General features: G+C 70.0%; 26 protein-coding genes. 12 read left to right on the top strand and 14 right to left on the bottom strand.

The genetic code is table 11. The features are described from left to right. Window positions 1-103 precede the first annotated feature (103 nt). The 5 genes from rlmB to ACIREI_RS36335 form a co-directional block, all read right to left on the bottom strand. Window positions 104-1,045 carry a 23S rRNA (guanosine(2251)-2'-O)-methyltransferase RlmB gene (gene rlmB, locus ACIREI_RS36355; protein ID WP_403342356.1) on the bottom strand — a complete coding sequence of 314 codons (942 nt, stop codon included), beginning with the start codon at window positions 1,043-1,045 and terminating at the stop codon, window positions 104-106. 99 nt (window positions 1,046-1,144) lie between these two features. After that, complete coding sequence (gene cysS / locus ACIREI_RS36350; protein WP_403342353.1) at window positions 1,145-2,542, bottom strand: cysteine--tRNA ligase; 1,398 nt, start codon at window positions 2,540-2,542, stop codon at window positions 1,145-1,147. A 136-nt stretch (window positions 2,543-2,678) separates the two neighbouring features. Then, the gene (ispF, locus tag ACIREI_RS36345) at window positions 2,679-3,176 is read right to left on the bottom strand and encodes a 2-C-methyl-D-erythritol 2,4-cyclodiphosphate synthase (RefSeq protein WP_403342350.1); all 498 of its coding nucleotides are present in this window, start codon (window positions 3,174-3,176) and stop codon (window positions 2,679-2,681) included. Further along, window positions 3,166-3,915, bottom strand: a complete 750-nt coding sequence (gene ispD, locus ACIREI_RS36340) for a 2-C-methyl-D-erythritol 4-phosphate cytidylyltransferase (protein ID WP_403342347.1) — start codon at window positions 3,913-3,915, stop codon at window positions 3,166-3,168. Before ispD ends, ispF begins: the two co-directional genes overlap by 11 nt. A gap of 305 nt (window positions 3,916-4,220) precedes the next feature. Beyond that, entirely contained in the window at window positions 4,221-4,703 is a 483-nt protein-coding gene (locus ACIREI_RS36335; protein ID WP_003953493.1) for a CarD family transcriptional regulator, read from the bottom strand. A gap of 672 nt (window positions 4,704-5,375) precedes the next feature. Between ACIREI_RS36335 and ACIREI_RS36330 the strand changes: the two genes are divergently transcribed. Beyond that, window positions 5,376-6,080 (top strand): DUF461 domain-containing protein, encoded by a 705-nt coding sequence (locus ACIREI_RS36330; protein WP_403342345.1) that lies wholly within the window; start codon window positions 5,376-5,378, stop codon window positions 6,078-6,080. A 112-nt stretch (window positions 6,081-6,192) separates the two neighbouring features. Here ACIREI_RS36330 and ACIREI_RS36325 read toward each other — a convergent pair whose 3' ends face one another. Beyond that, window positions 6,193-6,873 carry a response regulator transcription factor gene (locus ACIREI_RS36325; protein ID WP_015659563.1) on the bottom strand — a complete coding sequence of 227 codons (681 nt, stop codon included), beginning with the start codon at window positions 6,871-6,873 and terminating at the stop codon, window positions 6,193-6,195. Then, window positions 6,870-8,159, bottom strand: a complete 1,290-nt coding sequence (locus ACIREI_RS36320; protein ID WP_403342343.1) for a sensor histidine kinase — start codon at window positions 8,157-8,159, stop codon at window positions 6,870-6,872. Before ACIREI_RS36320 ends, ACIREI_RS36325 begins: the two co-directional genes overlap by 4 nt. Before the next feature lie 407 nt (window positions 8,160-8,566). Between ACIREI_RS36320 and phoU the strand changes: the two genes are divergently transcribed. From phoU to ACIREI_RS36300, 4 genes are all read left to right on the top strand, one after another. After that, window positions 8,567-9,268 (top strand): phosphate signaling complex protein PhoU, encoded by a 702-nt coding sequence (gene phoU, locus ACIREI_RS36315; RefSeq protein WP_403342341.1) that lies wholly within the window; start codon window positions 8,567-8,569, stop codon window positions 9,266-9,268. 573 nt (window positions 9,269-9,841) lie between these two features. Then, window positions 9,842-10,090, top strand: a complete 249-nt coding sequence (locus ACIREI_RS36310) for an SCO4226 family nickel-binding protein (protein ID WP_403342338.1) — start codon at window positions 9,842-9,844, stop codon at window positions 10,088-10,090. A gap of 52 nt (window positions 10,091-10,142) precedes the next feature. Next, window positions 10,143-10,394, top strand: coding sequence for an SCO4226 family nickel-binding protein (locus ACIREI_RS36305; RefSeq protein WP_403342336.1), 252 nt, complete (start codon window positions 10,143-10,145; stop codon window positions 10,392-10,394). A gap of 371 nt (window positions 10,395-10,765) precedes the next feature. Next, complete coding sequence (locus ACIREI_RS36300) at window positions 10,766-11,101, top strand: carboxymuconolactone decarboxylase family protein (RefSeq protein ID WP_403342335.1); 336 nt, start codon at window positions 10,766-10,768, stop codon at window positions 11,099-11,101. Between the two features lie 72 nt (window positions 11,102-11,173). Here the strand turns inward: ACIREI_RS36300 and ACIREI_RS36295 are convergent, their stop codons facing one another. Further along, window positions 11,174-11,935 carry a phosphoglyceromutase gene (locus tag ACIREI_RS36295; protein ID WP_403342332.1) on the bottom strand — a complete coding sequence of 254 codons (762 nt, stop codon included), beginning with the start codon at window positions 11,933-11,935 and terminating at the stop codon, window positions 11,174-11,176. A gap of 161 nt (window positions 11,936-12,096) precedes the next feature. On the opposite strand from ACIREI_RS36295, the gene ACIREI_RS36290 reads away from it, so the two are divergent. Both ACIREI_RS36290 and fxsT read left to right on the top strand, forming a co-directional pair. Next, window positions 12,097-13,356, top strand: a complete 1,260-nt coding sequence (locus ACIREI_RS36290; protein WP_403342329.1) for an MDR family MFS transporter — start codon at window positions 12,097-12,099, stop codon at window positions 13,354-13,356. Between the two features lie 129 nt (window positions 13,357-13,485). Then, entirely contained in the window at window positions 13,486-16,020 is a 2,535-nt protein-coding gene (fxsT, locus tag ACIREI_RS36285) for an FxSxx-COOH system tetratricopeptide repeat protein (RefSeq protein WP_403342327.1), read from the top strand. A 2-nt stretch (window positions 16,021-16,022) separates the two neighbouring features. Here fxsT and ACIREI_RS36280 read toward each other — a convergent pair whose 3' ends face one another. Further along, window positions 16,023-16,484 carry a DUF2000 family protein gene (locus ACIREI_RS36280; RefSeq protein WP_403342324.1) on the bottom strand — a complete coding sequence of 154 codons (462 nt, stop codon included), beginning with the start codon at window positions 16,482-16,484 and terminating at the stop codon, window positions 16,023-16,025. A gap of 49 nt (window positions 16,485-16,533) precedes the next feature. Here ACIREI_RS36280 and ACIREI_RS36275 point away from each other — a divergent pair, with 49 nt between their 5' ends. Together ACIREI_RS36275 and ACIREI_RS36270 are read left to right on the top strand one after the other, a co-directional pair. Continuing rightward, complete coding sequence (locus tag ACIREI_RS36275) at window positions 16,534-17,349, top strand: AraC family transcriptional regulator (RefSeq protein WP_403342321.1); 816 nt, start codon at window positions 16,534-16,536, stop codon at window positions 17,347-17,349. A 23-nt stretch (window positions 17,350-17,372) separates the two neighbouring features. After that, window positions 17,373-17,918 (top strand): hypothetical protein, encoded by a 546-nt coding sequence (locus ACIREI_RS36270; protein ID WP_403342318.1) that lies wholly within the window; start codon window positions 17,373-17,375, stop codon window positions 17,916-17,918. A gap of 14 nt (window positions 17,919-17,932) precedes the next feature. Here ACIREI_RS36270 and ACIREI_RS36265 read toward each other — a convergent pair whose 3' ends face one another. Together ACIREI_RS36265 and mshA are read right to left on the bottom strand one after the other, a co-directional pair. Beyond that, window positions 17,933-18,433 (bottom strand): YbjN domain-containing protein, encoded by a 501-nt coding sequence (locus ACIREI_RS36265; RefSeq protein WP_403342315.1) that lies wholly within the window; start codon window positions 18,431-18,433, stop codon window positions 17,933-17,935. Further along, window positions 18,426-19,763: a D-inositol-3-phosphate glycosyltransferase gene (gene mshA / locus ACIREI_RS36260; RefSeq protein WP_403342312.1), complete on the bottom strand. Its 1,338-nt coding sequence runs from the start codon at window positions 19,761-19,763 to the stop codon at window positions 18,426-18,428. Before mshA ends, ACIREI_RS36265 begins: the two co-directional genes overlap by 8 nt. Before the next feature lie 417 nt (window positions 19,764-20,180). On the opposite strand from mshA, the gene ACIREI_RS36255 reads away from it, so the two are divergent. From ACIREI_RS36255 to ACIREI_RS36245, 3 genes are all read left to right on the top strand, one after another. Continuing rightward, a complete protein-coding gene (locus ACIREI_RS36255) occupies window positions 20,181-20,999 on the top strand; it encodes a class I SAM-dependent methyltransferase (RefSeq protein WP_403342309.1) in 819 nt (272 codons plus the stop codon). Between the two features lie 173 nt (window positions 21,000-21,172). After that, complete coding sequence (locus tag ACIREI_RS36250; protein ID WP_403342306.1) at window positions 21,173-22,258, top strand: C40 family peptidase; 1,086 nt, start codon at window positions 21,173-21,175, stop codon at window positions 22,256-22,258. A 318-nt stretch (window positions 22,259-22,576) separates the two neighbouring features. After that, complete coding sequence (locus ACIREI_RS36245) at window positions 22,577-23,878, top strand: PP2C family protein-serine/threonine phosphatase (protein WP_403342303.1); 1,302 nt, start codon at window positions 22,577-22,579, stop codon at window positions 23,876-23,878. 229 nt (window positions 23,879-24,107) lie between these two features. Here the strand turns inward: ACIREI_RS36245 and ACIREI_RS36240 are convergent, their stop codons facing one another. The 3 genes from ACIREI_RS36240 to ACIREI_RS36230 form a co-directional block, all read right to left on the bottom strand. After that, window positions 24,108-24,440 (bottom strand): DUF2516 family protein, encoded by a 333-nt coding sequence (locus tag ACIREI_RS36240; RefSeq protein ID WP_302003709.1) that lies wholly within the window; start codon window positions 24,438-24,440, stop codon window positions 24,108-24,110. Between the two features lie 154 nt (window positions 24,441-24,594). Further along, complete coding sequence (locus ACIREI_RS36235) at window positions 24,595-25,287, bottom strand: hypothetical protein (RefSeq protein ID WP_403342300.1); 693 nt, start codon at window positions 25,285-25,287, stop codon at window positions 24,595-24,597. Between the two features lie 71 nt (window positions 25,288-25,358). Beyond that, window positions 25,359-26,012: a helix-turn-helix domain-containing protein gene (locus tag ACIREI_RS36230; RefSeq protein ID WP_403342298.1), complete on the bottom strand. Its 654-nt coding sequence runs from the start codon at window positions 26,010-26,012 to the stop codon at window positions 25,359-25,361. Between the last annotated feature and the right edge of the window lie 167 nt (window positions 26,013-26,179).

Raw genomic sequence — 26,179 nt, 5'->3', positions numbered from 1 at the left:
CACTGCCTTGACCCGTCCGATCTGTCCGGACCCCGTCAAGGATGCGCAGGTCGCACCACTGTCACCAGAATTAACCCGCACGGGTGACGTCACGGATATCTGTTCAGCCGCGCCGACGGGCCGCCTCGTAGAGGACGATCCCCGCCGCCACACCGGCGTTGAGGGACTCCGCGCCGCCCGGCATCGGGATGCGTACGCGGAAGTCGCACGTCTCGCCCACGAGGCGGGACAGGCCCTTGCCCTCGCTGCCGACCACGATGACGACCGGGCCCTCCAGGGCTTCCAGCTCGCCGATCTCGTGCTCGCCGTCGGCGGCGAGGCCGACGACCACGATGCCCGCCTTCTTGTACGCCTCCAGGGCGCGAGTGAGGTTCGTGGCGCGGGCGACCGGGGTGCGGGCCGCCGTGCCCGCGGACGTCTTCCAGGCGCCCGCGGTCATGCCGGCCGCGCGGCGCTCGGGTACGACGACGCCGTGGCCGCCGAAGGCGGAGACCGAGCGGACCACGGCACCGAGGTTGCGCGGGTCGGTCACGCCGTCGAGGGCGACGATGAGCGGGTCCTCACCGTCGTCGTAGGCGGCGTTGGCCAGGTCCTCGGGGTGGGCGTACTCGTACGGCGGGACCTGGAGGACCAGGCCCTGGTGGTTGAGGCCGTTGGTCATGCGGTCCAGCTCGGGGCGCGGGGCCTCCATGAGGTTGATGCCACCGCGCTCGGCGGCGAGCTGGAGGGCCTCGCGGACGCGCTCGTCGTTGTCGATGAACTGCTGCACGTAGAGGGTGGAGGCCGGGACGCCCTCGCGCAGTGCCTCGACGACCGGGTTGCGTCCTACGACCATCTCGGACGTGCCCTTGCCGCCACGGCCGCGCGGCGCGGGGCGGCGCGCGGCCTGCTTCGCCTTGGCGGTCGCGATGCGGTTCTTCTTGTGCTTCTTGCGCATCTCGGCGGGCGGGGTCGGGCCCTTGCCCTCGAGACCCTTGCGCCGCTGGCCGCCACTGCCGACCTGCGCGCCCTTCTTGCCGGACATGCGGCGGTTGTTCGCGGCCATGACCTACCCGTCTGTCGTGAGGCGTTCGTACGTATGTTTATGCAGTGTGCCGCCCGGAGGGCCGGGCGGCACAATCGATCTTCCCGGACTGGGACTCCGTCAGCGCGGGCCGAGGCTCCAGCGGGGGCCCTGCGGGCCGTCCTCGATGACGAGGCCGGACTGGTTGAGCTGGTCACGGATGGCGTCCGCGGTGGCCCAGTCCTTGCGGGAGCGGGCCGCCTCGCGCTGGTCGAGGACCATGCGGACCAGGGTGTCGACGACGCCGTGCAGATCGTCGCCGCGGTCCATCTCGCCGGCCCAGTGCGCGTCGAGCGGGTCCAGGCCGAGGACGCCGAGCATGGCCCGCACCTCGGCCAGGCGCGCCACGGCCGCTTCCTTGTCGTCGGCGGCCAGGGCACTGTTGCCCTGCCGGACGGTGGTGTGCACGATCGCCAGCGCCTGCGGGACGCCCAGGTCGTCGTCCATCGCCTCGGCGAACGCGAGGGGTACCTCGGCCGACGGCTCGACGACGCCGGCCTTCTCCACCACGCGCTGGACGAAGCCCTCGATGCGCGCGAACGCCGACTCGGCCTCGCGCAGGGCTTCCTCGCTGTACTCGATGGTGGAGCGGTAGTGCGGGGTGCCCAGGTAGTAGCGCAGGACGATGGGGCGCCACTGCTTGACCATCTCGGACACGAGCACGCTGTTGCCGAGCGACTTCGACATCTTCTCGCCGCTCATGGTGACCCAGGCGTTGTGCACCCAGTACCGGGCGAACTCGTCGCCGTAGGCCTTGGCCTGGGCGATCTCGTTCTCGTGGTGCGGGAAGATCAGGTCGAGTCCGCCGCCGTGGATGTCGAAGGCGGAGCCCAGGTACTTGTGCGCCATGGCCGAGCACTCCAGGTGCCAGCCGGGGCGCCCGCGTCCCCACGGCGTCTCCCAGTCGGGCTCGCCGGGCTTGGCGGCCTTCCACATCGCGAAGTCACGCGGGTCCCGCTTGCCGGTGATGCCCTCCTCGGCGGGCTGCCGCATCTCGTCGAGGTCCTGCCGGGACAGCTCCAGGTAGGAGGGCCAGGAGCGGACGTCGAAGTAGACGCTGCCGTCCGCCTCGTAGGCATGTCCACGCTCGATGAGACCGCGCATCATCTCGACCATCTCGGTGATGTGGCCGGTGGCACGCGGCTCGTAGGTCGGCGGCAGGCAGCCGAGGGCGGTGTAGCCGTCGGTGAAGGCGCGCTCGTTCTCGTAGCCGATGGACCACCAAGGGCGGTTCTGCTGCTCCGCCTTCCAGATGATCTTGTCGTCGATGTCCGTGACGTTCCGGATGAACGTCACCTCATAGCCGCGGTACGCGAACCAGCGGCGCATGATGTCGAAGTTGAGACCAGAGCGGATGTGCCCGATGTGCGGCGCGGCCTGCACGGTGGCGCCACAGAGGTAGATCGAGACACAGCCCGGCGTGAGCGGGGTGAAGTCACGGATCTGCCGGGCGCTGGTGTCGTACAGGCGAATAGTCACGGCACCTAGGGTAGTGGGCCGATGGGGATGCGTGGAGCAGTGCCCTGTTTGTCGGGTGCGGCTTGAGGGGGGCTGGTCACGCCCACGCGGCGGAGCCGCATATCGACGCAGCCCGCGCCCCTTTGGGGCGGACCGCTCACCCTTCTCGCACCACCAACGCCGTCGCCACCGCCATCAGGCCCTCGCCGCGTCCCGGGAAGCCCAGTCCGTCGGTGGTCGCGCCCGACACCGAGACCGGGGCTCCCGCCGCCTCCGACAGGATCTTCTGGGCCTCGTCCCTGCGCTTGCCGATCTTCGGACGCGGGCCCACGACCTGTACGGCGATGTTCCCGATCCGGAAGCCCGCCTCCCGCACGATGCGCGCCGCCTCGGTGAGGAGTACGACGCCGGAGGCACCGGACCACTCGGGCCGCCCCGTGCCGAAGTGTTGGCCCAGATCGCCGAGGCCGGCCGCCGAGAACAGCGCGTTGCACGCGGCGTGCGCGACGACGTCCGCGTCGGAGTGCCCGGCGAGGCCCGGCCCTTCGCCCTCCCACTTCAGGCCCGCGCACCACAGCTCGCGGCCCTCCTCGAAGGCGTGGATGTCGGTGCCGATGCCCACCTGGGGCAGCACCGGAAGCTGCTCAGAAGCCATCGTTGAGCCTCCGGCGCGCCAGGACCGCCTCCGCCAGGACCAGGTCCAGCGGGCGGGTGACCTTGAAGGCCTCCTCGTGACCGGGTACGACCACGACCGTCTCGCCCAGCTGCTCGACCATGCTCGCGTCGTCGGTGACGTTGTCGGTGACCGTCTCGTGGGCGCGGACCAGCGTCGCGCGGTCGAAGCCCTGCGGGGTCTGCACGGCCCGCAGCCGGGCCCGTTCGGGCGTCGCGACCACCGGCTCCGGCTCCCCCGCGGCCGCTGGTTCGACTTCCTTCACCGTGTCCGCGAGGGGCAGCGCCGGAACGACCGCCAGGGCGCCATCCCGTACGGCCTCGATGACGGCGTCGACCGTGTCGACCGGGACGAGCGGCCGGGCTGCGTCGTGCACCAGCACGATGTCGTACGCGGGCGGCAGCGCGTCGAGCCCCAGCTTCACGGACTCCTGGCGGCTCTCCCCGCCGGGCACGACGAGGAAGTCGGTGCGCTCGGGCAGCGCGTGCGCGTCGAGCAGCGACTTCACCTCGCCTGCGCCGTCGGGCGGGGCCACGACGACGACCAGGGAGACCGCGCGGGAGGCGGCCAGCGCGCGGACGGCGTGGATCAGCATGGGCGTGCCGTTCAGCGCGCGGAGCGCCTTGGGGGCGCCCGGACCCAGGCGCACGCCTCGGCCGGCGGCCGGGATCACGGCGGCAGTACGGATTTCCGCGGGCGAAGGGCGCGAATCGTCAGACATCGGTTCCTGTCAGGTTTGTGTGCTCGGCCTACGTGGGTATGGCCTCAGCGTGCCGGGCGCGACGCCTTGACCGGACCCTTCCGTGACACCGGTCGAGCCAGCAGCCCGGGCCCGGCACGCCAAGTATCGGGGGGATCTCCCTCCGAGGGTGAACCCGCCCAACCCGCGTACGGCGTCCGAGGACATACGGCGACCGGGTACGAACATGCCGCAGCGCCCGGCGACGAGAGATACGTCATCGGGCACCGCGGCATTTCTTTAAAACAACACACAGCAGTGTGCTGAACCGAGGCGGATGGACCGCGTCAGGACGCGAGGACCTCGTCGAGCAGGGCCTCGGCCTTGTCCTCGTTGGTGTTCTCCGCGAGAGCGAGTTCGCTCACCAGGATCTGGCGGGCCTTGGCGAGCATGCGCTTCTCACCGGCGGAGAGTCCGCGCTCGCGCTCACGACGCCACAGGTCACGCACGACTTCCGCGACCTTGATGACATCGCCGGAGGCGAGCTTCTCCAGATTTGCCTTGTAACGACGCGACCAGTTCGTGGGCTCCTCGGCGTACGGCGCGCGCAGCACCTCGAAGACCCGGTCCAGCCCGTCCTGACCGACCACATCACGCACGCCGACGAACTCCGCATTGTCCGCTGGCACACGTACCGTCAGGTCACCCTGGGCGACCTTCAGCACCAAGTAGGTCTTGTCCACGCCTTTGATCTGGCGAGTTTCGATGGCCTCGATCAGCGCGGCCCCGTGATGGGGATAGACCACGGTGTCGCCAACCTTGAACGTCATGTGACAGGTACCCCTTCCGTGGCTATCCAGGGTAACACGGAAACTGCGGGTTCTGAATGGCGTTTTCGCAGGTCAGGGCATATCTCGGGGCTTGACAACTCCGACACGAACGTGCTTCGCGGGCCGAGTGGAAGAAGGTATTCGCAGGTCGGAGCGGCTCTGCGGGTGAGGTGAAACGCGCACGTTACACACATCCGGAGGCGCGTCCGAGTGGCCGAACGTCCACATATGTCCGGTTCCAAGTGTGCGACTTCCGCTACTCCGTTCGGCGTCCGGAGTCGGGTACCGGACGAATCCGGAATTGATCACGGCCAGGTCGGCAGCACGATCGTTGATCAATTTCGGGAGGGTCACGCATTCCTTCACGGAAATTTTGCGGTGGGCCTGGAAGGCGGCTTGGAAGACGGCCCGGAAGGCAGCTGGGAAGGCGGCCTTGAAGCGGCCTTGGAACGGGGCTTATGTGAATGGCGGAGGACCGCGCGGGCAATGTGACTCCTGGGTCACTCGTGGGTGAAGTGACGGGTGATGGAAGAGGTACTTCGACGGCACATGGCCGCTCAGGGGAGGGTCGGGTGCGGTCGCGCGGGAACGGCTCGGTAACCTAAGGCCGCTGACAGACACTTAGGGCGGCTTTACGCGCCCACCCGTTCGAGTCAAGGAGTTGCCGCCGCCGTGAGCAGCAGCCTTCGACGCGGCGCCCTCGCCGCGGCCGCCATCGCGTTCTCGATCACGTCGCTCGGTGCGTGCGCCGCCGGCAACAACAGCCAGACGCTGGAGATCAAGCCGGACAACGCGGCCACCACGGTCGGCGACATCAAGATCCAGAACGCCATCGTCATCACCCAGCCCGACCTGGAGTCGACCGGTCCGGCCGCGATCTCCGCGACCCTGTTCAACTCCGGCCGCACCGCCCAGACGCTGGACGCCATCAAGGTCGACGGCACCGACAAGACCGCCGAGCTCAAGCCCGCCAAGGGCGGCGGCAGCCTGACCATCCCGGCCGGCGGTTCGCTGATCCTCGGCGGCAAGGACAACGCCTCCGCCGTGCTGTCCAGCAGCCGCGAGGCCATCAAGGACGGCAACGCCCAGAAGATCACCTTCACCTTCAGCAAGACCGGTGACGTGAGCCTGCGCGCGTTCGTCGTGCCGGCCGAGCACTACTTCGAGGGCTGGGGCCCGAGCGCGGTCCCGGCGGCGCCGGGCAAGCCGTCCTCCCCGACCGGCTCGCCGAGCGGATCCCCGGTCGGCACCCCGGCCGCCCCGACCGGTGAGGCCTCCGCGAGCGCGTCCACGGACGGCACCGCGGCCGGTGCCGGGACCGGCGCCGGCGCGGCCTCCCCGTCCGACAGCGCCTCGCACACGGCGGCCGGTCACTGAGCGGTCGTACGGCACCGAGTGGTCGTACGGCCCCTGCCCAGTCGTAGAGCGTGGAAAGAAGGGCGGGCCCCCGGAAACGGGGGCCCGCCCTTCGACGTGGTGCGCGTGTTGTCTACGGCTCGAACTTGTAGCCGAGGCCACGCACCGTCACCAGGTACCGCGGCGCGCCCGGGTCCGGCTCGATCTTGGCGCGCAGGCGCTTGACGTGGACGTCGAGCGTCTTGGTGTCACCGACGTAGTCGGCGCCCCAGACCCGGTCGATGAGCTGCATGCGGGTGAGGACGCGGCCCGCGTTGCGCAGGAGCATCTCCAGGAGGTCGAACTCCTTCAGCGGGAGGTCGACCTTGGAGCCGGAGACCGTGACCACGTGGCGGTCGACGTCCATCCGGACCGGGCCCGCCTCCAGCGCGGCCGGGGTCACCTCCTCCGGCTCGCCGCGGCGGCGCAGGACGGCCCGGATACGGGCGACCAGCTCGCGCGACGAGAACGGCTTGGTGACGTAGTCATCGGCTCCTATTTCCAGGCCGACCACCTTGTCGATCTCGCTGTCCTTGGCGGTGACCATGATCACCGGGACGTTGGAGCGACCGCGCAGTTGACGGCAGACCTCCGTGCCCGGCAGGCCGGGCAGCATCAGGTCGAGGAGGACGAGGTCGGCGCCGTTGCGCTCGAACTCGTCGAGTCCGTCGGGCCCGGTGGTCGCGACGGCGACCTCGAAGCCCTCCTTGCGGAGCATGTACGACAGGGCGTCGGAGAAGGACTCCTCGTCCTCGACGACGAGCACACGGGTCACGGAAGGACCTCCGGGGCGGAAAGCGTTTCGTACGCGGTTGAGTCAGGGGGTGAGTCGGGGGATCGGCGGGGATTCGAGCCGGTGGACTGTCCGGCCTCGTCGTCGAGGCCGGGGTGCTGCTGTGCGCGGTCGCGGGCCGCACCGGCCTCCGGCAGCCGCAGGGTGAAGGTGGAGCCCTGTCCCTCGGAGCTCCACACCGTGACCTCCCCGCCGTGCGAGGCGGCCACGTGCTTGACGATCGCGAGACCGAGGCCGGTGCCACCGGTGGCACGGGAACGGGCCGGGTCGACGCGGTAGAAGCGCTCGAAGATGCGCTCCTTGTCCTTGTCCGAGATGCCGATGCCCTGATCGGTCACGGCGATCTCGATGAGGTCGCCGCCGGGGCTGTTCACCCGGCGGGCGGCGATGCCGACGCGGGTGCGGGCGGGCGAGTAGTTGACGGCGTTCTCGACGAGGTTGCCGAGGGCGGCGGCGAGCTGGCCGCGGTGGCCCCAGATGCTGAGGTCCGCGGTGCCGCCGGCGGCCATGTTGATCTGCTTCGTCCCGGCGGCGTGCCGGCAGCGGTCCATGGCCTCGGCGACGAGTTCGTCGACGCGGACGGGCTCGGCGTCCTCCAGCGGGTCGTCGTTCTGCACCCGGGAGAGGTCGATGAGCTCCTGCACCAGGCTGGTGAGCCGGGTGGCCTCGATCTGCATCCGCCCGGCGAAGCGCTCCACGGCCTCCGGGTCGTCGGAGGCGTCCATCACGGCCTCGGAGAGCAGCGAGAGGGCGCCGACCGGGGTCTTGAGCTCATGGCTGACATTGGCGACGAAGTCGCGCCGCACCGCCTCTATGCGCCGGGCCTCGGTGAGGTCCTCGACGAGGAGGAGGACGAGGCGGGAGCCCAGGGGTGCGACGCGCGCGGACACGGCGAGGGCCTCGCCGCGTCCGGTGCCGCGCCGGGGCAGGTCCAGCTCGACCTGTCGTATCTCGCCGTCGCGTCTGGTGTCCCGGGCCATCTGGAGCATGGGCTCGACGGAGAGCTTGCCGCCGCGCACCAGACCGAGGGCGTACGCCGCCGAGCTGGCCTTGACGACGGCGTCCCCCTCGTCGAGGACGACGGCGGAGGAGCGCAGCACCGACAGGACCGTGTCCACGCCTGGGGGCAGGACCGGGTCGGTGTGCAGGGAGGTTCGGGTGGGTCGCTTCAGGTCGCGTTCGCTCCAGCGGAACGCCAGCATGGCGATGACGCCGGTGAGCACCCCGGCGATCGCTGCCGCTGCGGCGACCGCCGCGTTCACGTCCATGCATCCAGGTTAGGCATGGGGCAGGCGGTGGCCACAGCCGTCGGAGTGCGAGCTCGAACACTCGTCGCCCAGAGTTCACCTTGGAGCCAGTATTGGTTCATTTGGGGTGGCGGAAACGGACGCGTAGCGGCCGGAAGGTAGGAGCGTGGGGTTCGCACAGGCGATTTCGGATGGCGGTCGCGTGGGTGACCGTGTGCCTGGTCGCGCGGGTGGTCACGTGGCGATCGGGTGGATGATCGCATGGTGATCACACTGGCGGTTTCACGACAGTGCGACTGTCGTTTTCACGGCAGTCTTATGGTCGGAGGTCACGACAGTAAGACTGCCGGTTCGAACGACAAGACTGCCGGTTCGACGACAGTCTCCTGGCCCCGGAACCCCGAGGCAGACGTAAGAGAGGGACCCTGATGCGGGACGCGTACCACGAGGAACTGGACTCGATCGGCGACAGCCTGGTGGAGATGGCCCGGATGGTCGGGTCGGCGATCGGGCGCGCCACGACGGCGATCCTCGACTCCGACCTGAAGCTGGCCGAGAGCGTGATCGAGGCCGACCAGAAGGTCGACGACCTTCAGCACGAGCTGGAGGCGCGGGCCATAGCCCTGCTGGCCCGCCAGCAGCCGGTGGCGACCGACCTGCGGATAGTCGTCACCTCGCTCCGTATGTCGGCGGACCTGGAGCGCTCCGGCGACCTCGCCCAGCACGTGGCGAAGCTCACGCGACTGCGCTACCCCTCCCGTGCGATCCCGCAGGACCTGCACGCCACCATCCTGGAGATGGGCCAGCTCGCGCAGCGCCTGATGGCGAAGGCGGCCGAGGTGATCGTCACCAAGGACGTCGACCTGGCCCTCCAGCTGGAGCAGGACGACGACGCGATGGACCTCCTCCACCGCACGCTCTTCCAGCACCTGATGGACGAGCGCTGGAAGCACGGCATCGAGACGGCGGTCGACGTGACGCTGCTCGGCCGCTACTACGAGCGGTACGCCGACCATGCGGTCGCGGTCGCGAAGCGTGTGGTGTACCTGGTGACGGGTGAGCACGCCGATGAGCTGCAGGCCGACATCCAGCCGGAGATCCAGCCGGTTTCGGGGGTGGAGGGGGCGTAAGCCGTAGCCGTACACCCCCTGGCCGTATGCCGTACGCGGGCTTGTGGAGGGCTGGTCGGGGCGTGTGCAAGCCTCTGTGCGCCGTTGATGCGCCCAGTGGGGCGGGCATGGAATGGGCACAGGCACCAGCCTTGAGCAGGCACCAGCCTTCAGGAGGGACCATGGCCGAATCCCCCAGCACTCCCGGCACCACCCCCGACCCCACCCGGGAACGCCCGTCCGAGCAGCCCGTCGACATCAGGAGCCTCCCGCTCTTCGGCGCCTGCGGCTGCGGTTCGGGGTGCGGGTGCGGGTGCCAGTCGGGGAATCCCTGCCAGTGCGGGTGAGGGTGTAGGGCGCAGGCGCAGCGCGGGTACAGGTGCGGCAAGTACTGCGGCGTACGACTGGGGCGTACGACGCCGTGGATCTCGTACGACGGTGAAGGGCCTCGGCATGAATGCCGGGGCCCTTCGTCAATGCCGGGGCCCTTCGTCGTGCTGGTCGTCCCGGACGGGCGCAGCATGGAAGGAGAGCGAGAGCAGGCGAGCGCACTCCGAGGACCGGAGGTCCGAGGATCGTCAGGAGGTGCGAGGCATGGCTCAGTACATGGATGTACACCACAACATGAAGGGCATCACGGCCGACCAGCTCAGGGAGGCCCACAACGCGGACCTCGCCATCGAGAAGGACGAGCGTGTGCACTTCGAGCGGGCCTGGGCCGACCCCGAGTCCGGCGTCGTCTACTGCCTCTCCGAGGCGCCCTCGGCAGAGGCGGTCCAGCGCATCCACGAGCGCGCCGGCCACAAGGCCGACGAGATCCACCCGGTGCCGCTGTCGGTCTGAGACGCGGGTGGGACGAAGCTTCGGGGTGCATCGGGAAGGAGGTGCGAGTCCCGTGACACGCTTCATGGACGTCCACCACGGAATGCAGGGCATCACGGCCCAACAGCTGCAAGAGGGCCACGACGCCACCGCCGCGGTCGAGCAGGAAGAAGGAGTTCACTTCGAACACGCCTGGGCGGACCCGGAGTCCGGCACGGTGTACTGCCTCAGCGAGGGCCCCTCGGCCGAGGCCGTCCAACGCGCCCACGAACGCGGGGGCGGCGGGGTGCCGGACGAGATCCATGCGGTGCCGCTGAGCGTGTGAGTTCGGCACGGCTGAGGAACGGGACGGAGTCGGAGGAACAGGACGGAGTCAGCGGAACAGTGCGGGAGGGGCAACGGCCCCCGGGCTGCGGGTGATGCGGGCCGGGGGCCGATACGTGGCTTGGGGTGCCGCACGCTCACGTGGGCCTAGGTCATGTGGGTCGTGCGGGCCGTATGGGTCCGGCAGGTCATGCGGGAAATCACCGGCGTCGTGGGTGACGCCTCGGGGTACCCGCGCCGGGCGCACCCGACAGGCGATCCGCGGGAAACGGACTTACGGTCGAGCGGTGGGCGCTGCACCGCCTGAGGTGCCCCCGCGTGCCGGCGCCGACCGTCGACTTCCCTCACGACCTCAACAGGAGACGCCCTGCCATGGCCACAGCATCTGAGACCCCGGTACTGGACACCCTCGCCGCCATGACGGTTGACTCCGTCGAACGGTGCGGGCTGGTCCCGGAAACCTTCATGCTCACCCGCATCGCGGCCCTCGCCGCTTCGGACGCCCCGCCGATCTCCTACGTCGCCCATATCGACCCTGCCATCCAGGCCGGGCTGACCGCCGAGCAGGTGCAGGACGTGCTGGTTGCCATCGCGCCGGTGGTGGGTACGGCACGCGTCATGACGGCGGCCGGCAATATCGCCAAGGCGCTCGGCATCACGATCACGGTGGCGGACGCGGAGGCCGAGACGGCTCAGGGGCGGTCGTAGAGACGGCGCCGGGACAGCGAGAAGCCCCCTACTCGGCGAGAAATCGCAGGTAGGGGGCTTCTTCGTGGGCGCTTACTTCTTCTTGCCCTGGTTCTTGACCGCCTCAATGGCCGCCGCGGCAGCCTCGGGGTCCAGGTACTTCCCGCCCGGCGTCACCGGCTTGAAGTCGGCGTCGAGCTCGTAGTAGAGCGGGATGCCCGTCGGGATGTTCAGGCCCGCGATGTCGGCGTCGGAGATGCCGTCGAGGTGCTTGACCAGGGCGCGGAGGCTGTTGCCGTGGGCGGCGACGAGGACCGTGCGGCCGGTCAGGAGGTCGGGGACGATGCCGTCGTACCAGTACGGGAGCATGCGGTGGACGACGTCCTTCAGGCACTCCGTGCGGGGGCGCAGCTCCGGGGGGATGGAGGAGTAGCGCGGGTCCGACGCCTGGGAGAACTCCGAGTCGTCCTGGAGCGGCGGGGGCGGGGTGTCGTAGGAACGGCGCCACAGCATGAACTGCTCCTCGCCGAACTCGGCGAGGGTCTGGGCCTTGTCCTTGCCCTGGAGGGCGCCGTAGTGGCGCTCGTTCAGGCGCCACGAGCGGTGGACCGGGATCCAGTGGCGGTCGGCGGACTCCAGCGCCAGCTGGGCCGTGCGGATCGCGCGCTTCTGGAGGGACGTGTGGACCACGTCGGGGAGGAGGTCGGCGTCCTTCAGGAGCTCGCCGCCGCGGACTGCCTCCTTCTCGCCCTTCTCGTTGAGGTTGACGTCCACCCAGCCGGTGAACAGGTTCTTCGCGTTCCATTCGCTCTCGCCGTGGCGGAGGAGGATCAGCTTGTACGGTGCGTCGGCCATGCGATGAGCGTAATCGAAGGCTTTGATCGGGTGCGCCTGCCTCTCGATGGGCGGACTGTTGACGGGATCTGTTAATTGAGTGGCCTCCCGTAGGGCGTGTTTGTAAGTTGTGCTCACCGTCTGAGCCACTTACATCAACCGTGTCATCCTGGGGGACCCCTATGCCGCTCGCCGCCCTGAGACGTGCCGCCCGAGAAACCGTCTCCGGGCTCCCCCGCGAGTTCTGGTGGCTGTGGACCAGCACGCTGGTGAACCGGCTCGGTGCCTTCGTCGCCACCTTCATGGCCCTCTACCTCACCCTCGACCGGGGCTACTCCGCCTCCTACGCCGGTCTCGTCGCCGCGCTGCACGGGCTCGGCGGGGTGATCTCCTCCCTGGGCGCCGGCGTGATGACCGACCGTCTCGGGCGGCGGCCCACCCTGCTCATGGCCCAGGTGTCCACCGCCGTCTCCGTGGCCGTGCTCGGATTCATGCACCACCCGGTGGCCATCGCCGCCGTCGCCTTCGTCGTCGGTGCGGCCTCCAACGCCTCCCGGCCCGCCGTGCAGGCGATGATGGCCGACATCGTCCGGCCCGAGGACCGCGTCCGTGCCTTCTCGCTCAACTACTGGGCCATCAACCTCGGGTTCGCCGTCTCCTCCATGGCCGCCGGGTTCATCGCCGAGGTCAGTTATCTCTCCGGGTTCCTGATCGAGGCGGGGATGACCCTGGTGTGCGCCGTCGTCGTCTTCCTGCGGGTGCCGGAATCGCGGCCCGAGCGTACGGCGACGGAGAAGGCCGCCGACGAGGTCGGGCTCGGGACCGTCCTGCGCGACGGGCGCTTCATGAGCGTCGTCGGGCTGTCCTTCCTCGTCGCCCTCGTCTTCCAGCAGGGGGCGGTGGGACTGCCGGTGGCGATGGGTGAGGCCGGGTTCTCCCCCGCCGACTACGGCCTCGCCATCGCCGTCAACGGCGTCCTGATCGTCGCGCTGCAGATCCCGGTCACGCGGTTCATCGAGCGCCGCGACACGGGACGCGTCCTCGTCGTCTCGGCCCTGCTCGCCGGATACGGCTTCGGGCTCACCGCCTTCGCCGGGTCGATCGGCGTCTTCGCGCTGACGGTGTGCGTGTGGACGCTGGGCGAGATGCTGAACGCGCCGACGCAGACCGGGCTCGTGGTGCGGCTGTCGCCCGCGCGGGGGCGCGGCCGCTACCAGGGCATGTACACCATGTCCTGGTCGGTGGCGGCCCTGGTCGCCCCGCTGATGTCCGGCTTCGTCATCGACCGTTTCGGCGCCGAGTGGCTGTGGGGGTTGTGCGCGGTCGTCGGTACGGCGGCGGGCATCGGGTACGGCGTGCTGATGCGCCGCCTCCCTGCGGAGTCCCCGGCGGCGGCCGACGTCACCCCCGCCGACGCGGAGGCCGAAGCCCGTACGGCCTGACACACCGCCCCCCTGCAAGCCCTCACTTCCCGCGGCCTCACACCGACTCCCTGCTGAGCCCGCATCCCACGGGGTATACAAGGAGGCGCGGTACGGGGGCCGTTGGGGCCGCTGGGGTGGGAGACGGACATGACCGACAGTTCCGGGTTGATCTTCATCAGTCATGCCGGGCTCGACGGCCAATGGGCGGAGTGGGTGGCCTGGCACCTCGGAGAGGCCGGGTACGAGGTCGAACTCGACCTGTGGCACTGGCTCCCCGGCGAGAACTTCGTCAAGAAGATGAACGAAGCGCTGGAGCGTGCGTCCGCGGTCATCGCCCTGTTCTCCCCGCAGTACTTCGCGCCGGGCCGGTACACGGAGGAGGAGTGGACCGCCGCCGTAGCCGGCCGCGACCGCTTCGTCCCCCTGGTCGTCGAGCCCCTGGAACCCGGCCAGTTGCCCGCGATCCTGCGGCCGCTGATCCGCCAGGAGATGCACCACCTGGACGAGGCGGCGGCGCTCAAGGCACTGCTCGAAGCGTTGCGCGGACGGGAGATCCCGACGACTTCGCCGGCCTTCCCCGGCAAGGCGGGCAAGGGTTCCCGGGCCGCCAGGCGCACCGGCCCCTCGGCGCCTCAGGGCCTCCAGCCCCGCTTCCCGTCCACCACCCACGACCCCGACGTATGGGACGTACGACAGCGGGGGCGCAACCCGCACTTCACCGGCCGTGACGAGATCATCGAGAAGGTGCGCGGCGGACTGCTCGGCGAGCGGCGGACCGCCGTACGGGTCCTGCACGGTCCGGGCGGGGTCGGGAAGACCCAGCTGGCGCTGGAGTACGCGCACCGCTTCGCCGGGCAGTACGACCTGGTGTGGTGGGTCGACGCCGAACAGGTCGAGCAGGTACCCGCCCGGTACGCGGAACTCGCGGCCCGTGTCGAGGTGGCCAAGCCGGACGCCGGTGCCGAGATCAACGCCCGGTACGCCCTGGAGTACCTGCGCACCCACGACCGGTGGCTCATCGTCCTGGACAACGCCGAGGACCCGCGGCAGCTGCGCACCTGGCTGCCGGAGGGCTCCGGCCATGTGCTCATCACGGCGCGCAACCCGGCCTGGAAGAACATCGGGCCGGGTCTCGCCCTGGGGGTGTTCAGCCGCAAGGAGTCCCTCGCCTACCTCAACCGGCAACTGCCCACCCTGAGCGAGCCGACCGCTGATGCCCTGGCCGACGCGCTCGGCGACCTGCCGCTCGCGCTCGCGCACGCCGCGGGCGCGCTCAGCGAGGGAACGCCGCCCGACCACTACCTCCAGCTGCTCAGGACCAACACCGCCGAGCTTCTCAACGACGGAGAGGTCCACGACTATCCGGTCTCGGTCGCGGCCACGGTCACGATCGCCGCCGAACGTCTGGACGCGGGACATCCCGAGGCGGCGGCGCTGCTGCGCCTGGCGGCGTTCCTCGGGCCCGAGCCCATTCCGACGAAGTGGCTCATCGAGGCACGCGAGGCGCTGACCAGTGTGCCCGGTGCCGCGCACGGGATCAGCTGGCCGAGGAACGCGCTGAAGCCGCTGGCTCAGTACGGGCTGGCGGTCGTCGGGCCCGACACGTTCCAGGTGCACCGGCTCACTCAGGCCGTGGTGCGCCACGCCGTCACTGCCGACCAGGCCGTGGGGCCGACGCAGGACGTGGCCGCTCTGCTGGCCGCCGTTGATCCCGGGGATCCTGAGCTACCTGAGACCTGGCCGGAGTGGGCATCGCTCACCCAACATCTGACGGCGACGCTGGACGCGATGATCGGCAGGGCCGAGTTGCGGCCGACGTTCCAGAAGGCCGCCCGATACCTCACGCGCAACGATCAGCCCGAGGCAGCCCTCAGCCTCGCCGGGACCATGCACGAGAAGTGGAAGGAATCTCTGGGCGAGGACGATCCCGACACGCTGCGCGCAGCGCACCTGGTGGCCCTGACCCTGCACGACTTGGACGCGTACGAGGAGTCCCTGCACCTCGTCGAGGATCTCCTGGAGAGACGCCTCAGAGTGCTCGGGAAAGACCATCCCGACACGCTGAGTACGACCCACGATGTGGGCAACGCCCTGATGGAGCTGGACAGGCACGACGAGGCGCTCCCCATCCTCAGCGACGTCGCGGAACGTCGCGAGTCAACCCTGGGCGAGGATCACGTCGACGCCCTTCGGTCCGTCGCCTCATTCGGGGCCTGCCTGCTGGAACTCGGCCGTCCCGACGAAGCCCACCACGTACTGACGGACGTCCTGGATCGACACCGGCGCGCGTTGCACGAGAACCATCCCACCGCCCTCGTCACTTCCAGCTACTTGGGCAACGTGTTGTCTTCTCTCGGCAGACACGCCGATGCCCTGCACGTCCAGACGGAAATCCTGACGCGGCGTCGGCAGTTGCTGGGCGACAGACACAGGCACACGCTCTTCAGCGCCTCACACCTCGGCGTCACGCTCATCAACACCGGCCAGTACGCCAGGGCAGAGCAACTCCTGCGGTCCACAAGAACGCTCATCCGGGAATCCCTCGGAACCGACCACCGCCTGTACGCCGCCGTCACCCTCGAACTGGCCAACGCCCTGGCCCGCCAGAACAAAACCCACGACGCCCAACGCCTCCGCGCCTCCCTGAAGACGAACAGGTCCACGAAGAAACGCCCCCGCTGACCTCACGGATGCACCCGCGCCCCCTTCACCACCTTGTCCACGGCATTCCGCGGCCCGTACACCGCGACCCCCACCAGATCCAGCTCCCCCGTGGACACGGCCCGCACCGCCGCCCGGTTGTCCCGGTCGTTGCCCGTCGAGAACAGGTCGGAGGTGAAGACCGCGCGCGGCAGGGCGCGGGACAGCACGCGCGCGTGGGCCGCCGTCAGCGTCTCCTTCGTGCCCTCGAAGACCAGCACCGGCTGCCGGAACATCGGCAGATAGGGCACGCCGTCGGCGTCCTCGTACGGCTCCCCGATCACCTCGGGAACCTGGGTGCCCAGGCCGCTGACCAGGAAGGCGGTGACATTGAGGCGCTGCCAGGGCTCCAGGTCCTCGCGCAGCAGGACGGCGATCTTGGTGTCGAAGCGGATCGGTTCGGGGGCCGGGTCGAATGCGGGGGTCGTCTCGGGTGAGGTGCTCATGCGTCGAGACTGCCGACCGCCGTACGCCACCGTCTTGTACGTTCTTTGCATGGCGCCCGAAGCAGCGGCTCGGCAGGAGGTCTCCGCCTGGCGCCCGCGCGTTCCGGGCGTCGTCGAGGTCTTCCACGCCCACTTCACCGAGTACGCCTATCCGATGCATGTGCACGAGGCGTGGACGCTGCTCATCGTGGACGACGGCGCCGTACGGTACGACCTGGACCGGCACGAGCACGGCACCCCGCACGACACGGTGTCCCTGTTGCCGCCGCACGTCCCGCACAACGGCTCGCCGGTCACCCCGGACGGCTTCCGCAAGCGGGTCGTCTACCTCGACGGCACACATCTCGGCGACGATCTCATCGGACCCGCCGTGGACGGCCCCGACCTGCGCGATCCCGTGCTGCGGCGGCGGGTCGGGCAGTTGCACACCGCGCTCGTGCGGCCCGGCGAGGAGCTGGAGGCCGAGAGCAGGCTGACGCTGATCGGCGACCGGCTCAGGACTCTGCTGCGGCCCCGGCTGCACACCGGCCACGCGCGCCGCGACCCCGCCCTCGCCCGCCGGCTGCGCGAGCTGCTCGACGAGCGCGTCGTCGAGGGCCTGTCGCTGGAGGAGGCCGCCGGGCTGCTGCAGGCCCATCCGGCGCATCTCGTACGGGTGTTCAGCACTGCCTATGGCATCGCACCGCACCAGTACCTGAACTCCCGCCGCGTCGACCGTGCCCGCCGCCTGCTGCTGGAAGGGCGCCCGCCGGGCGAGGTGGCGACCGAGACCGGTTTCTTCGACCAGTCCCATCTCACGCGGCACTTCAGGAAGTTGGTGGGGATCACCCCGGGCCGTTATGCGCGGAAGCCGTCCGTCCGTTGATCGCGGGCGGTTAGCGTCGCCCCATGGAGGACACACAGAGCGCCCAGGATGCGCACACTTCGCCCACCGAGAATCGCCCCATACGCCTCAGACGCGTCTCCGTCGCCCTCGTGGGAGCGGCGGCCGCCGTGGCCCTGGGCGTCGGCGGTGTCGCGCTCGCGGCGACCTCGGACGACGAGCCGACCGCCGATCCGGGCGTGTCGAGCACCGTCCCGCCGGACGACGGCTCCGGCGGCACCGTGGGCGTGAGCGGAGGCGGCACCACCGACGGGGGTACCAGCGGCGGCACCGAACCCAGCCCGACGTCCACGTCCGTGGACGACCCGCCGGTCGACGACGACCCGGTCCCGTCGGACGAGCCCTCCACCCCCGGCGAGCTGGAGGAACTGAACCGGCGCCTCGCCGAGCTCGACCGGAAGGTCGACCAACTGCCCACCAAGAAGGAGCTGGCCGACGCGCTGCGCGCCATGGCCGACGAGCTCGACAGACAGCCGAGTGAGGCCACGGAGGAGCCCGGCCCCACCAACGAACCGCAGCCTGGCTCTTCTCTGCCGCCGAGCGAGTCCTGAGAAAGCGCCCGGGGTCAGTCGGCGGGACGCTGGGTCAGGTGCGCGAACGCGTCCAGGTTGCGCGTCGACTCGCCCCGGGCCACCCGCCACTCGTACTCCTTGCGGATCGCGGAGGCGAAGCCGAGTTCCAGGAGGGTGTTGAAGGCGCCGTCCGCCGCCTCCAGGACCTGGCCGAGGAGGCGGTCGATCTCGTCGGGGGTGACGGCCGGCAGGGGGAGCTTGGCGGTGACGTAGATGTCGCCGAGCCGGTCGACTGCGTAACTCACGCCGTACAGCTTGAGGTTGCGCTCCAGGAGCCAGCGGTGGACGCCGGGCTCGTTCTCGTCGGGGTGGCGGATGACGAAGGCGTTGAGGGAGAGGGAGTGGCGGCCGATGATCAGGGACACGGTCGTCGACAGTTTGCGGGTGCCGGGGAGTTTGACGACGTAGTTGCCGGAGGCCGGACTCTCCCAGTCGAGTTCGGCGTCCTTCAGGGCGCCCTCGACGATCTGCGCCGCCTTCTGTGCGTCAGCCATGGTGGGAGCGTACGCGACGCCTGTAGGCCTGGGTCGCGGCCACGTAGACGTCCGCCGTGGCTGCCGCCGCGGTGTCCCAGCCGAAGGACAGGGCGTGCCGGGCGGCGGCCTCGCCCATCCGGGGGGACAGGTGGGGGTTCTCGGCGAAGGCGTGCAGCACGCGCGCGTAGTCGGCCGGGTTGTGGCCCTGGACCAGGTAGCCGGTACGGCCGTCACGGACTGCCACCGGCAGGCCGCCCACCGCTGCCGCCAGGACGGGGGTGCCGGCCGCCTGCGCCTCTATGGCCACCAGGCCGAAGGATTCGCTGTACGACGGCATGACCAGCACGGATGCCGCGCGGAACCAGTCCGCGAGCTGTTCCTGGCCGACGGGCGGGCGGAACCGTACGACATCCGCGATGCCCAGGCGGGCGGCCAGCTTCTGCAGGCCTTCGGGCTTGGCCATACCGCTGCCGCTGGGGCCGCCGACGACCGGGACGAGGATGCGGGAGCGGAGGTGCGGGTGCTCGTCCAGGAGGACGGCCACCGCGCGCAGGAGGATGTCCGGCGCCTTCAGGGGCTGGATGCGGCCCGCGAACAGGGGGATCAGGGCGTCCTGGGGGAGGCCCAGGCGGGCTCGGGCGGCGGCTCGGCCGTCGGCGGGCGAGAAGCGGTCGAGGTTCACGCCGGGGTGGACTACGGCGACCTTGTCGCGGTCGGCCGCGTAGTGGCGTACGAGTTCGTCCGCTTCTTCGGCCGTGTTGGCGATGAGGCGGTCGGCGGCCGTGACGATCTGGGTCTCGCCGATGACTCGGGCGGCGGGCTCGGGGGTGTCGCCGTCGGCCAGGTTGGCATTCTTGACCTTGGCCATCGTGTGCATGGCGTGCACCAGGGGGGCGCCCCAGCGCTGGGCGGCGAGCCAGCCGACGTGGCCGGAGAGCCAGTAGTGGGAGTGGACCAGGTCGTAGTAGCCGGGACGGTGGCCGGCCCAGGCCTGCATCACGCCGTGCGTGAAGGCGCAGAGCTGGGCGGGGAGGTCCTCCTTGTTGAGGCCCTCGTAGGGGCCCGCGTCGACGTGCCGGACGAGGACGCCGGGGGCCAGTTCCACGGTGGGTGGGAGGTCTGTGGCGGTCGTGCGCGTGAAGATCTCGACCTCGATGTTGATCGCGGCGAGGCGCTGCGCGAGCTCGACGATGTAGACGTTCATGCCGCCGGCGTCGCCCGTGCCGGGCTGGTGGAGCGGTGAGGTGTGCACGGAGAGCATGGCGATGCGGCGGGGGCGGCGGTGCAGGCGCAGCCGGTGAGGGGTGGCCTGGGAGCGACGCCCGAGCCTGCTGACGTACTGGCTCACGTGGCGTTCCTCCTTGCTGCGGGCATGCCGGACGGAGGGTGCTCGCGCCCTCCACGGCGGTGCAACGCTGGAGGGAGGGTTCCCATTCCTGGTGGGGTGGTTTTTGCCGAGGTATTACCGGGGGTCGCTCAACTGTTCGGGGGCGTAGTGCGTTGTGCCTCCGGCGGTTGGGCCGGGATGCCTGCGGCTGCCTGTGCGGGTGAGTGGGGGTGCGCGTTGCGCATGCGGGTGTGTTGTGGGGCGGGGCCGTGTCGGGGGGTGTCCGTCCTCGGTCGGGCGGTGGGCCTTGCGCTGGAGGTGCCGTGTCTTGACGCCCGACTCTGCGGGCGGACACCCCCCGACACGTCCCCTTCGCGCCGTTGCGCGGGTGCGGGTGGCGTGTGCTCGCTGTCAGGGCGGGCGCATACCCTCGTATGCATGACATCCCGCGCCTTCGCCCGACCTGTGGGCACCGTCACGCGTGGGACCACCAATCCCAATCGGTTGCGTCGTATGGACCGCTGGATCGCCTGCACGTATGGGGCCGAGTTGCGTCGTGCCGTTGATCCCGTTGCTGTGGATCTCGGGTACGGCGCCGCTCCCTGGACTGCTGTGGAGTTGCTCCGTCGGCTGCGGGACGTCGCGCCTCGGGTGCGGGTGGTGGGGGTGGAGATCGAACCGGCGCGGGTCGCGGCCGCGAAGCCGTATGAGCGGGAGGGGCTCGTGTTTCGGCACGGGGGGTTCGAGATTCCTGTGGCGCAGCGGCCGCTGCTGGTGCGGGCGGCGAATGTGCTGCGGCAGTACGAGGAGGGGGAGGTCGCCGGGGTCTGGGAGCGGCTGTGTGCTCGGCTCGCGCCGGCCGATCCGGGGAGCGGGTGCCGTGGGGGGCTGCTCGTCGAGGGGACCTGTGACGAGATCGGGCGTCGGCATGTGTGGGTCGCGCTCGGGCCGGAGGGGCCTCGTACGGTGACGTTCGCTACCCGGCTGGGGTCGCTGGAGCGGCCTTCGGATCTTGCCGAGCGTTTGCCGAAGGCGCTCATCCATCGCAATGTTCCCGGCGAGCCTGTTCATGCCTTTTTGCGTGACTTCGACCGCGCCTGGGCCGCTGCTGCGCCCTATGCGTCGTACGGCGCGCGTCAGCGGTGGATGAGGGCGGTGCGGGAACTCGCCGTCGACTGGCCGGTGGCGGACGGGCCGGTGCGGTGGCGGCAGGGTGAAGTGACCGTGCGGTGGGAGGCGTTGGCTCCGCGCGTCTGACTCCGGGGAATGGGGGAACGATCTCCGCGAGTCGTTCGTCACAAAGGCGGGGAGATCGTCATGACGGGGAGGGAACGGGGGGAAGCAGACCTCTGTCACTTTGCGCGCCGGCATGGCACGATCCCCCGGACGGCCGAAGTTACTGACAGGGCATCAGTTTGGGGGCACCAGATATGGGTTCGGGCAAGCGCGGCCTGATCACTGCGGCTGTGACCGTCGTCTGTGCGGTCACCGTGCTGGCGGCGCCAGGTACGGCGTTCGCGGCGCCCTCCCCCACACCGTCACCGAGCACTTCGGCTTCGTCGCCCTCAACCGCCGTTTCGAACAAGGACCTTGAGGACGTTCGCAAGCGGCTGGAGAAGCTCTACCATGCGGCGGCCGTCGCCACCGATCAGTACAACGCCGCCGAGGAGGCGGCCGAGAAGCAGTCCGCCGAGATCGTCGCGCTGGCGAAGAGGATCGTCAAAGGGCAGGAGCGGCTGGCCGAGTTGAAGAAGCAGGCCGGGGCCGCGGCTGCGGCGCAGTACCGGTCCGGCGGGCTGCCGGACGAGGCCAAGCTGATGCTCAGTGACGACCCGCAGGCCTTCCTCGACGGCACGGGCCGGGTACTGCAGGGCCAGCGCGCGACCAAGGGGCTGCTGGCGGAGATGACCCGCATCCAGCAGGACTTGGAGCTGTACGCCAAGGACGCCTCCGCCCAGTGGAAGAAGCTCGAGGCGGGGCGGAAGGCCAAGGCCGCCGCCCAGAAGAGGATCGAGAAGCAGATCAAGGCGGCCGAGCAGCTCGAATCCCGGCTGGAGGAAGAGGAGAAGGAGCGGCTCGCCGAGCTGGAGAAGGAGGCCGCCTACAAGGCGCAGACCGCCTGGCTGAACTCCGGCATCCTGGAGGACATCAAGGGCGAGGCATCCGAACAGGGGCGCAAGGCCGTCGAGTACGCCACGGAGCAGCTGGGCAAACCGTACGAATGGGGCGCCGAAGGGCCGGAGACGTACGACTGTTCCGGGCTTACGTCACAGGCGTGGGCCAGCGCCGGGCAGGGCATTCCGCGGACCTCGCAGGAGCAGTGGAAGCAGCTGAAGCGGATCGACATCGAGGACATGCGCCCCGGCGACCTCATCATCTACAACGACGACGCCAGCCATGTGGCCATGTACATCGGCGACGGCGCCATCATCCACGCCCCGCGTCCGGGGCGGACCGTGACCGTTGCGGGGGCCGGCACGATGCCGATCCTCGGGGTGGTTCGGCCCGATGCGTGAGGATTTGTTGATGCGCGAGGGTGCTTTGATACGTGAGATTCCGGGGCATCTTTTGACATCCGGGGCGTGAGTCCCGCCACGTGACCCACCCCACGTCACCTCGCTCCCAAACGCTGAGGGAACGTGACGTTCGTCATCCCCGGCCCTCATCCAGCCTGTCCAACTGCGGTAGGGAACGCGGCATATGACAGTGGCCGACGCACAGGCGGCGTGGCTCACACCATTCCGTTGCGCCGCCGACTACCGCTATGGTCCCCGTCGGTGGATCGAGGTCCCTCGTTCCCACCAGCCCTCGGGGGGAGGGAAGGAACTCAGACGATGCCCGTACCCATACCGCGGCAGAGAGCGATCCCGGCCGTGGAAAGTGGTCAGGCGCCGGCCGCGCCCCCAGGCGGCACCTCCCAGGAAGAGGCCCCGCGTAAGGAAGAGACGGTCGAGAACACCACCCACACCAACCTGACGCTGCTGTTGATCGAGGACGATCCCGGCGGCTCGGCGATCGTGCCCGAGCTGCTCGACTCGGCCGGCAAGCCCATCCGGGTGCGCACCGCCCGCAACCTCACCGAGGCCGAGCGGCTGCTGACCGACGACGTCCACTGCATCCTGCTGGACCTCGCGCTCGCGGCGCCCGGCCGCCTCGCCGACGACGACGAGCTGGCCGTGCTCAAGCACGTCCTGGAGCTCGCGCCCCGGCATGCCGTGCTCGCCCTCACCGCCTCCGGCGACGCCGAGCGCGGCGCGGAGGCCGTGCGCGTCGGCGCGCAGGACTACCTCTTCCGGGACGAGCTGGACGGGCGGCTGCTGAGCCGGGCGATCCGGTACGCCGTTGAGCGGAAACGTTCCGACACGGCCGAGCGGCGGCTCGCCGAGGGCCGGATGCGGGCGCAGGAGAACCGGCGGCTGGAGCGCGGTCTGCTGCCCACGCCGCTGCTGGAGGGCTCCTCACTGCGGTTCGCCGCGCGGTACCGGCCGGGGCGCTCGCGTGCCCTGCTCGGTGGTGACTTCTACGACGTCGTCCGCACTGCCGACGGCACCGTGCACGCCATGATCGGCGACGTGTGCGGGCACGGACCCGACGAGGCCGCGCTCGGCGTGGAGCTGCGGATCGCCTGGCGGGCGCTGACGCTGGCGGGACTGTGCGGGGACGCTCTGCTGGGCACGCTCCAGCAGGTCCTCGAGCACGAGCGGGCCGACGACGAGATCTTCGCGACCCTGTGCACGGTGGACATCGCGCCGGACGGCCGACGGGCGGGACTGTGCCTGGCGGGGCATCCGTCGCCGCTGCTGGCCCGGCCCGGGCGGCCCGCGCAGCTGTTGCCGTACGACAACAACGGGCCCGCGCTCGGGCTGCTGCCCGGGGCTCGGTGGCCGCGGATGGAGGTCAAGCTGGGGGCGGAGTGGAGTCTGATGCTCTACACCGACGGCTTGATCGAGGGCCGTGTCGGTGAGGGCCGGGAACGGCTCGGGCAGGACGGCATGGTGGAGATGGTGCGCCGGCAGATCGATGAGGGGTTGCGCGGGGAGGCGCTGCTGCGGGCCTCGGTCAATGAGGTCCGGGACCTCAATGGCGGGGAGCTGACGGACGACGTGGCGGTGCTGTTGTTGGACCGGGCGGTTTGAGCGCTGCCGGGCCGGGGGTTTGGCGCTGGTGAGCTGGGCGGTTTGGCGCTGCTGGGCCAGGAGGCTTGGCGCTGGTGAGCTGGGGGGGGGTTGGCACTGGTGGACCGGGCGGTTTCAGCGCTGCCGAATAGGTGGCTCAAGCGCTGCTGGGCCGCGGGTGTGAGCGGGACTCGCCGATGCTGCGGGACAGTCCTCGCCGCTGAGGGCAGGGGGGCGTGAGCCCGCGTGGTTATCTGCCGCCGTTCCACGGGCCGTACGGGCCGTCGCTGCTCGAACCCCGTCGGCTTCGGCCGCCGCCCGGAAGGCCCTTGATCGCGGGGCGTACGTCGACCATGTACACGATCGTCGCGATGAGGCCGATGATCGGCAGGAACGACAGGATGTTGAAGATCAGGTTCACGATGAAGGCGAGCCCGAGGATGATCAGCCAGAACGGCTTGGTCTTCTTGTCGGCCGCGCGGTAAGCGTCCTCGCGGCGCGTGGCGGCGTCGATCAGCGCGAAGCCGCTGAAAAGGATCAGGCCCATGCTCAGCAGCCACATGAACCCCGCGAAGCCCTGCATCAGCACAACGTCCACCACCCGATTCGGCTCGTACCTACGCGGTCACCGTACCCGCAACCGCAGACCCGCTACCCGAACAACGGGCCGAGCACTGTGTAAGTGCCCGGCCCGTGTCCAACCGCTCTTCTTCACTCGTCCGTGTTACTTGGCAGGGTTACTTGGCGGGCGGAGTCGTCTTCTTGGCGGTGGTCTTGCGGGTCGTCGTCTTCTTGGCGACGGGCTTCCTCGCCGGGGCGGCCTCCGCGGCGGGGCGGGTCTCGGCGGGCTTGGCCTCGGCCTTGTCCTCCTTGACCTCGACCGGCTCGGCCTTCGGCTCGACGGCGACCGCGAGCTCCTCGATCTCCTCGGCGGCCTCGCCGCGCCAGGTCTTCACGGCCTGCTCGCCGTGCTCGGCGACCTTCTCGTAGGTCTCGCGGGCCTTCACGGCGTACTCGGCGGCGACGCCGACGGTGCGCAGCGCGAGGTCCTGGGCGCTCTCGCCGAACTTCTTCAGGTCGGCGTCGATGCTGCTGCCGAACTTCTTGAAGTCCGCGTCCAGGTTGCTGCCGAACTTCTTGATGTCGGCGTCCAGGCTGCCGATGAACTCGTTGACCTTGGCCTGGAGGGTCTCCTGCGCCCCCTTGGCCTTGGCACCGGCCTCCTTGGCGCGGGCGGTGGCCTTCTCCTGGACGGCCTTGGGGTCGGTGTTGCGAACGGCCTCGATCCGGGCCGGCGCCTCGGCGCGCAGCTGCTCCACCAGGCCGGGCACCTTCTTGGCCTGCTGGAGAGCCAGGTCCGCGGTGCCGGCGGCGAAGTAGAAGGGGGTCGGGTCGCTGAAGGTCTTACGCAGGTCGTCGGTGATGGCCATGGTGATGGTCCTCCCGGGTTGCTTCGAGGTGAGGGTTTTGGGTCCCGCGGTCGGCCTGCCGGTGCGCGTGGTCAGCCGGCCGACTGCTGGGGGTCGTTCGGGTTCTCCGGGGCGGCGTCGTTGCCGTCGGACGTACGGGTGGTGCGGGGCTTGCGGGTCGTACGGGGCGTGCCGCTCGCACGGGTCGTGCGGGTGCGGCGCGCGGCGGGCTTGCGGCGTACGGCGGTGTCGCCGCCCTGAGCGTCCGCCGCACCGTCGGGGTGGCCGTCGCCCGAGCCGGCCTCGGCCGGCTCGACGGCTGCCACTGCCTCGACGGCGTCCACCGTCCCGGCAGCGTCCACTGCCGCAACAGCCTCGACCACCTCGGGGGATATCCCGAACCCGTTCTCCTTGCGGAAGGATTCGTAGATCTGGAGCAGCACCTGCTTCTGCCGCTCGTTCAGCGTGGGGTCGGCGAGGATGACGGCACGCGTCTCCACCTCGTCCCGGTCCCGCTCGGCGTCGAGGATGCCGGCCCGGACGTACAGCGTCTCGGCGGAGATCCGCAGCGCCTTGGCGACCTGCTGCAACACCTCCGCGCTCGGCTTGCGCAGCCCGCGCTCGATCTGGCTCAGATACGGATTGGACACCCCCGCGGCATCGGCGAGTTGCCGCAGTGACAGCTGCGCGTTGCGCCGCTGCTCACGCAGATACTCACCGAGATTGCCGACGTTGAGCGATGCCATGCCTCCACCTTGCCTCACCCTCGCTAACTATTGCAAGCACCCGCTTGCAAAAGTGCGCCACGCCACGTGACGGGGGCTCATGTGACTTCACGCGTGTCCCGTCTCTGCGAAGTTGAGGCAGTCCCGGTCCTTGTGAGGCATCTGGTCATACGTCTCGCTCAATCTCG

The organism is Streptomyces sp. NPDC093591, from assembly GCF_044764885.1.
Taxonomy (GTDB): domain Bacteria; phylum Actinomycetota; class Actinomycetes; order Streptomycetales; family Streptomycetaceae; genus Streptomyces.
This window is presented reverse-complemented; position numbering and strand designations above follow the sequence as displayed.

What these genes read in the sequence shown, in the direction of transcription:
- rlmB (WP_403342356.1), bottom strand. Translation starts at nt 1,045, where the DNA reads ATGGCCGCGAACAACCGCCGCATGTCCGGCAAGAAGGGCGCGCAGGTC.
- ispF (WP_403342350.1), bottom strand. Translation starts at nt 3,176, where the DNA reads ATGGCTTCTGAGCAGCTTCCGGTGCTGCCCCAGGTGGGCATCGGCACC.
- ispD (WP_403342347.1), bottom strand. Translation starts at nt 3,915, where the DNA reads ATGTCTGACGATTCGCGCCCTTCGCCCGCGGAAATCCGTACTGCCGCC.
- ACIREI_RS36335 (WP_003953493.1), bottom strand. Translation starts at nt 4,703, where the DNA reads ATGACGTTCAAGGTTGGCGACACCGTGGTCTATCCCCATCACGGGGCC.
- ACIREI_RS36320 (WP_403342343.1), bottom strand. Translation starts at nt 8,159, where the DNA reads ATGGACGTGAACGCGGCGGTCGCCGCAGCGGCAGCGATCGCCGGGGTG.
- phoU (WP_403342341.1), top strand. Translation starts at nt 8,567, where the DNA reads ATGCGGGACGCGTACCACGAGGAACTGGACTCGATCGGCGACAGCCTG.
- ACIREI_RS36310 (WP_403342338.1), top strand. Translation starts at nt 9,842, where the DNA reads ATGGCTCAGTACATGGATGTACACCACAACATGAAGGGCATCACGGCC.
- ACIREI_RS36300 (WP_403342335.1), top strand. Translation starts at nt 10,766, where the DNA reads ATGGCCACAGCATCTGAGACCCCGGTACTGGACACCCTCGCCGCCATG.
- ACIREI_RS36295 (WP_403342332.1), bottom strand. Translation starts at nt 11,935, where the DNA reads ATGGCCGACGCACCGTACAAGCTGATCCTCCTCCGCCACGGCGAGAGC.
- ACIREI_RS36290 (WP_403342329.1), top strand. Translation starts at nt 12,097, where the DNA reads ATGCCGCTCGCCGCCCTGAGACGTGCCGCCCGAGAAACCGTCTCCGGG.
- fxsT (WP_403342327.1), top strand. Translation starts at nt 13,486, where the DNA reads ATGACCGACAGTTCCGGGTTGATCTTCATCAGTCATGCCGGGCTCGAC.
- ACIREI_RS36280 (WP_403342324.1), bottom strand. Translation starts at nt 16,484, where the DNA reads ATGAGCACCTCACCCGAGACGACCCCCGCATTCGACCCGGCCCCCGAA.
- ACIREI_RS36275 (WP_403342321.1), top strand. Translation starts at nt 16,534, where the DNA reads ATGGCGCCCGAAGCAGCGGCTCGGCAGGAGGTCTCCGCCTGGCGCCCG.
- ACIREI_RS36270 (WP_403342318.1), top strand. Translation starts at nt 17,373, where the DNA reads ATGGAGGACACACAGAGCGCCCAGGATGCGCACACTTCGCCCACCGAG.
- ACIREI_RS36265 (WP_403342315.1), bottom strand. Translation starts at nt 18,433, where the DNA reads ATGGCTGACGCACAGAAGGCGGCGCAGATCGTCGAGGGCGCCCTGAAG.
- ACIREI_RS36255 (WP_403342309.1), top strand. Translation starts at nt 20,181, where the DNA reads ATGACATCCCGCGCCTTCGCCCGACCTGTGGGCACCGTCACGCGTGGG.
- ACIREI_RS36250 (WP_403342306.1), top strand. Translation starts at nt 21,173, where the DNA reads ATGGGTTCGGGCAAGCGCGGCCTGATCACTGCGGCTGTGACCGTCGTC.
- ACIREI_RS36245 (WP_403342303.1), top strand. Translation starts at nt 22,577, where the DNA reads ATGCCCGTACCCATACCGCGGCAGAGAGCGATCCCGGCCGTGGAAAGT.
- ACIREI_RS36240 (WP_302003709.1), bottom strand. Translation starts at nt 24,440, where the DNA reads ATGCAGGGCTTCGCGGGGTTCATGTGGCTGCTGAGCATGGGCCTGATC.
- ACIREI_RS36235 (WP_403342300.1), bottom strand. Translation starts at nt 25,287, where the DNA reads ATGGCCATCACCGACGACCTGCGTAAGACCTTCAGCGACCCGACCCCC.
- ACIREI_RS36230 (WP_403342298.1), bottom strand. Translation starts at nt 26,012, where the DNA reads ATGGCATCGCTCAACGTCGGCAATCTCGGTGAGTATCTGCGTGAGCAG.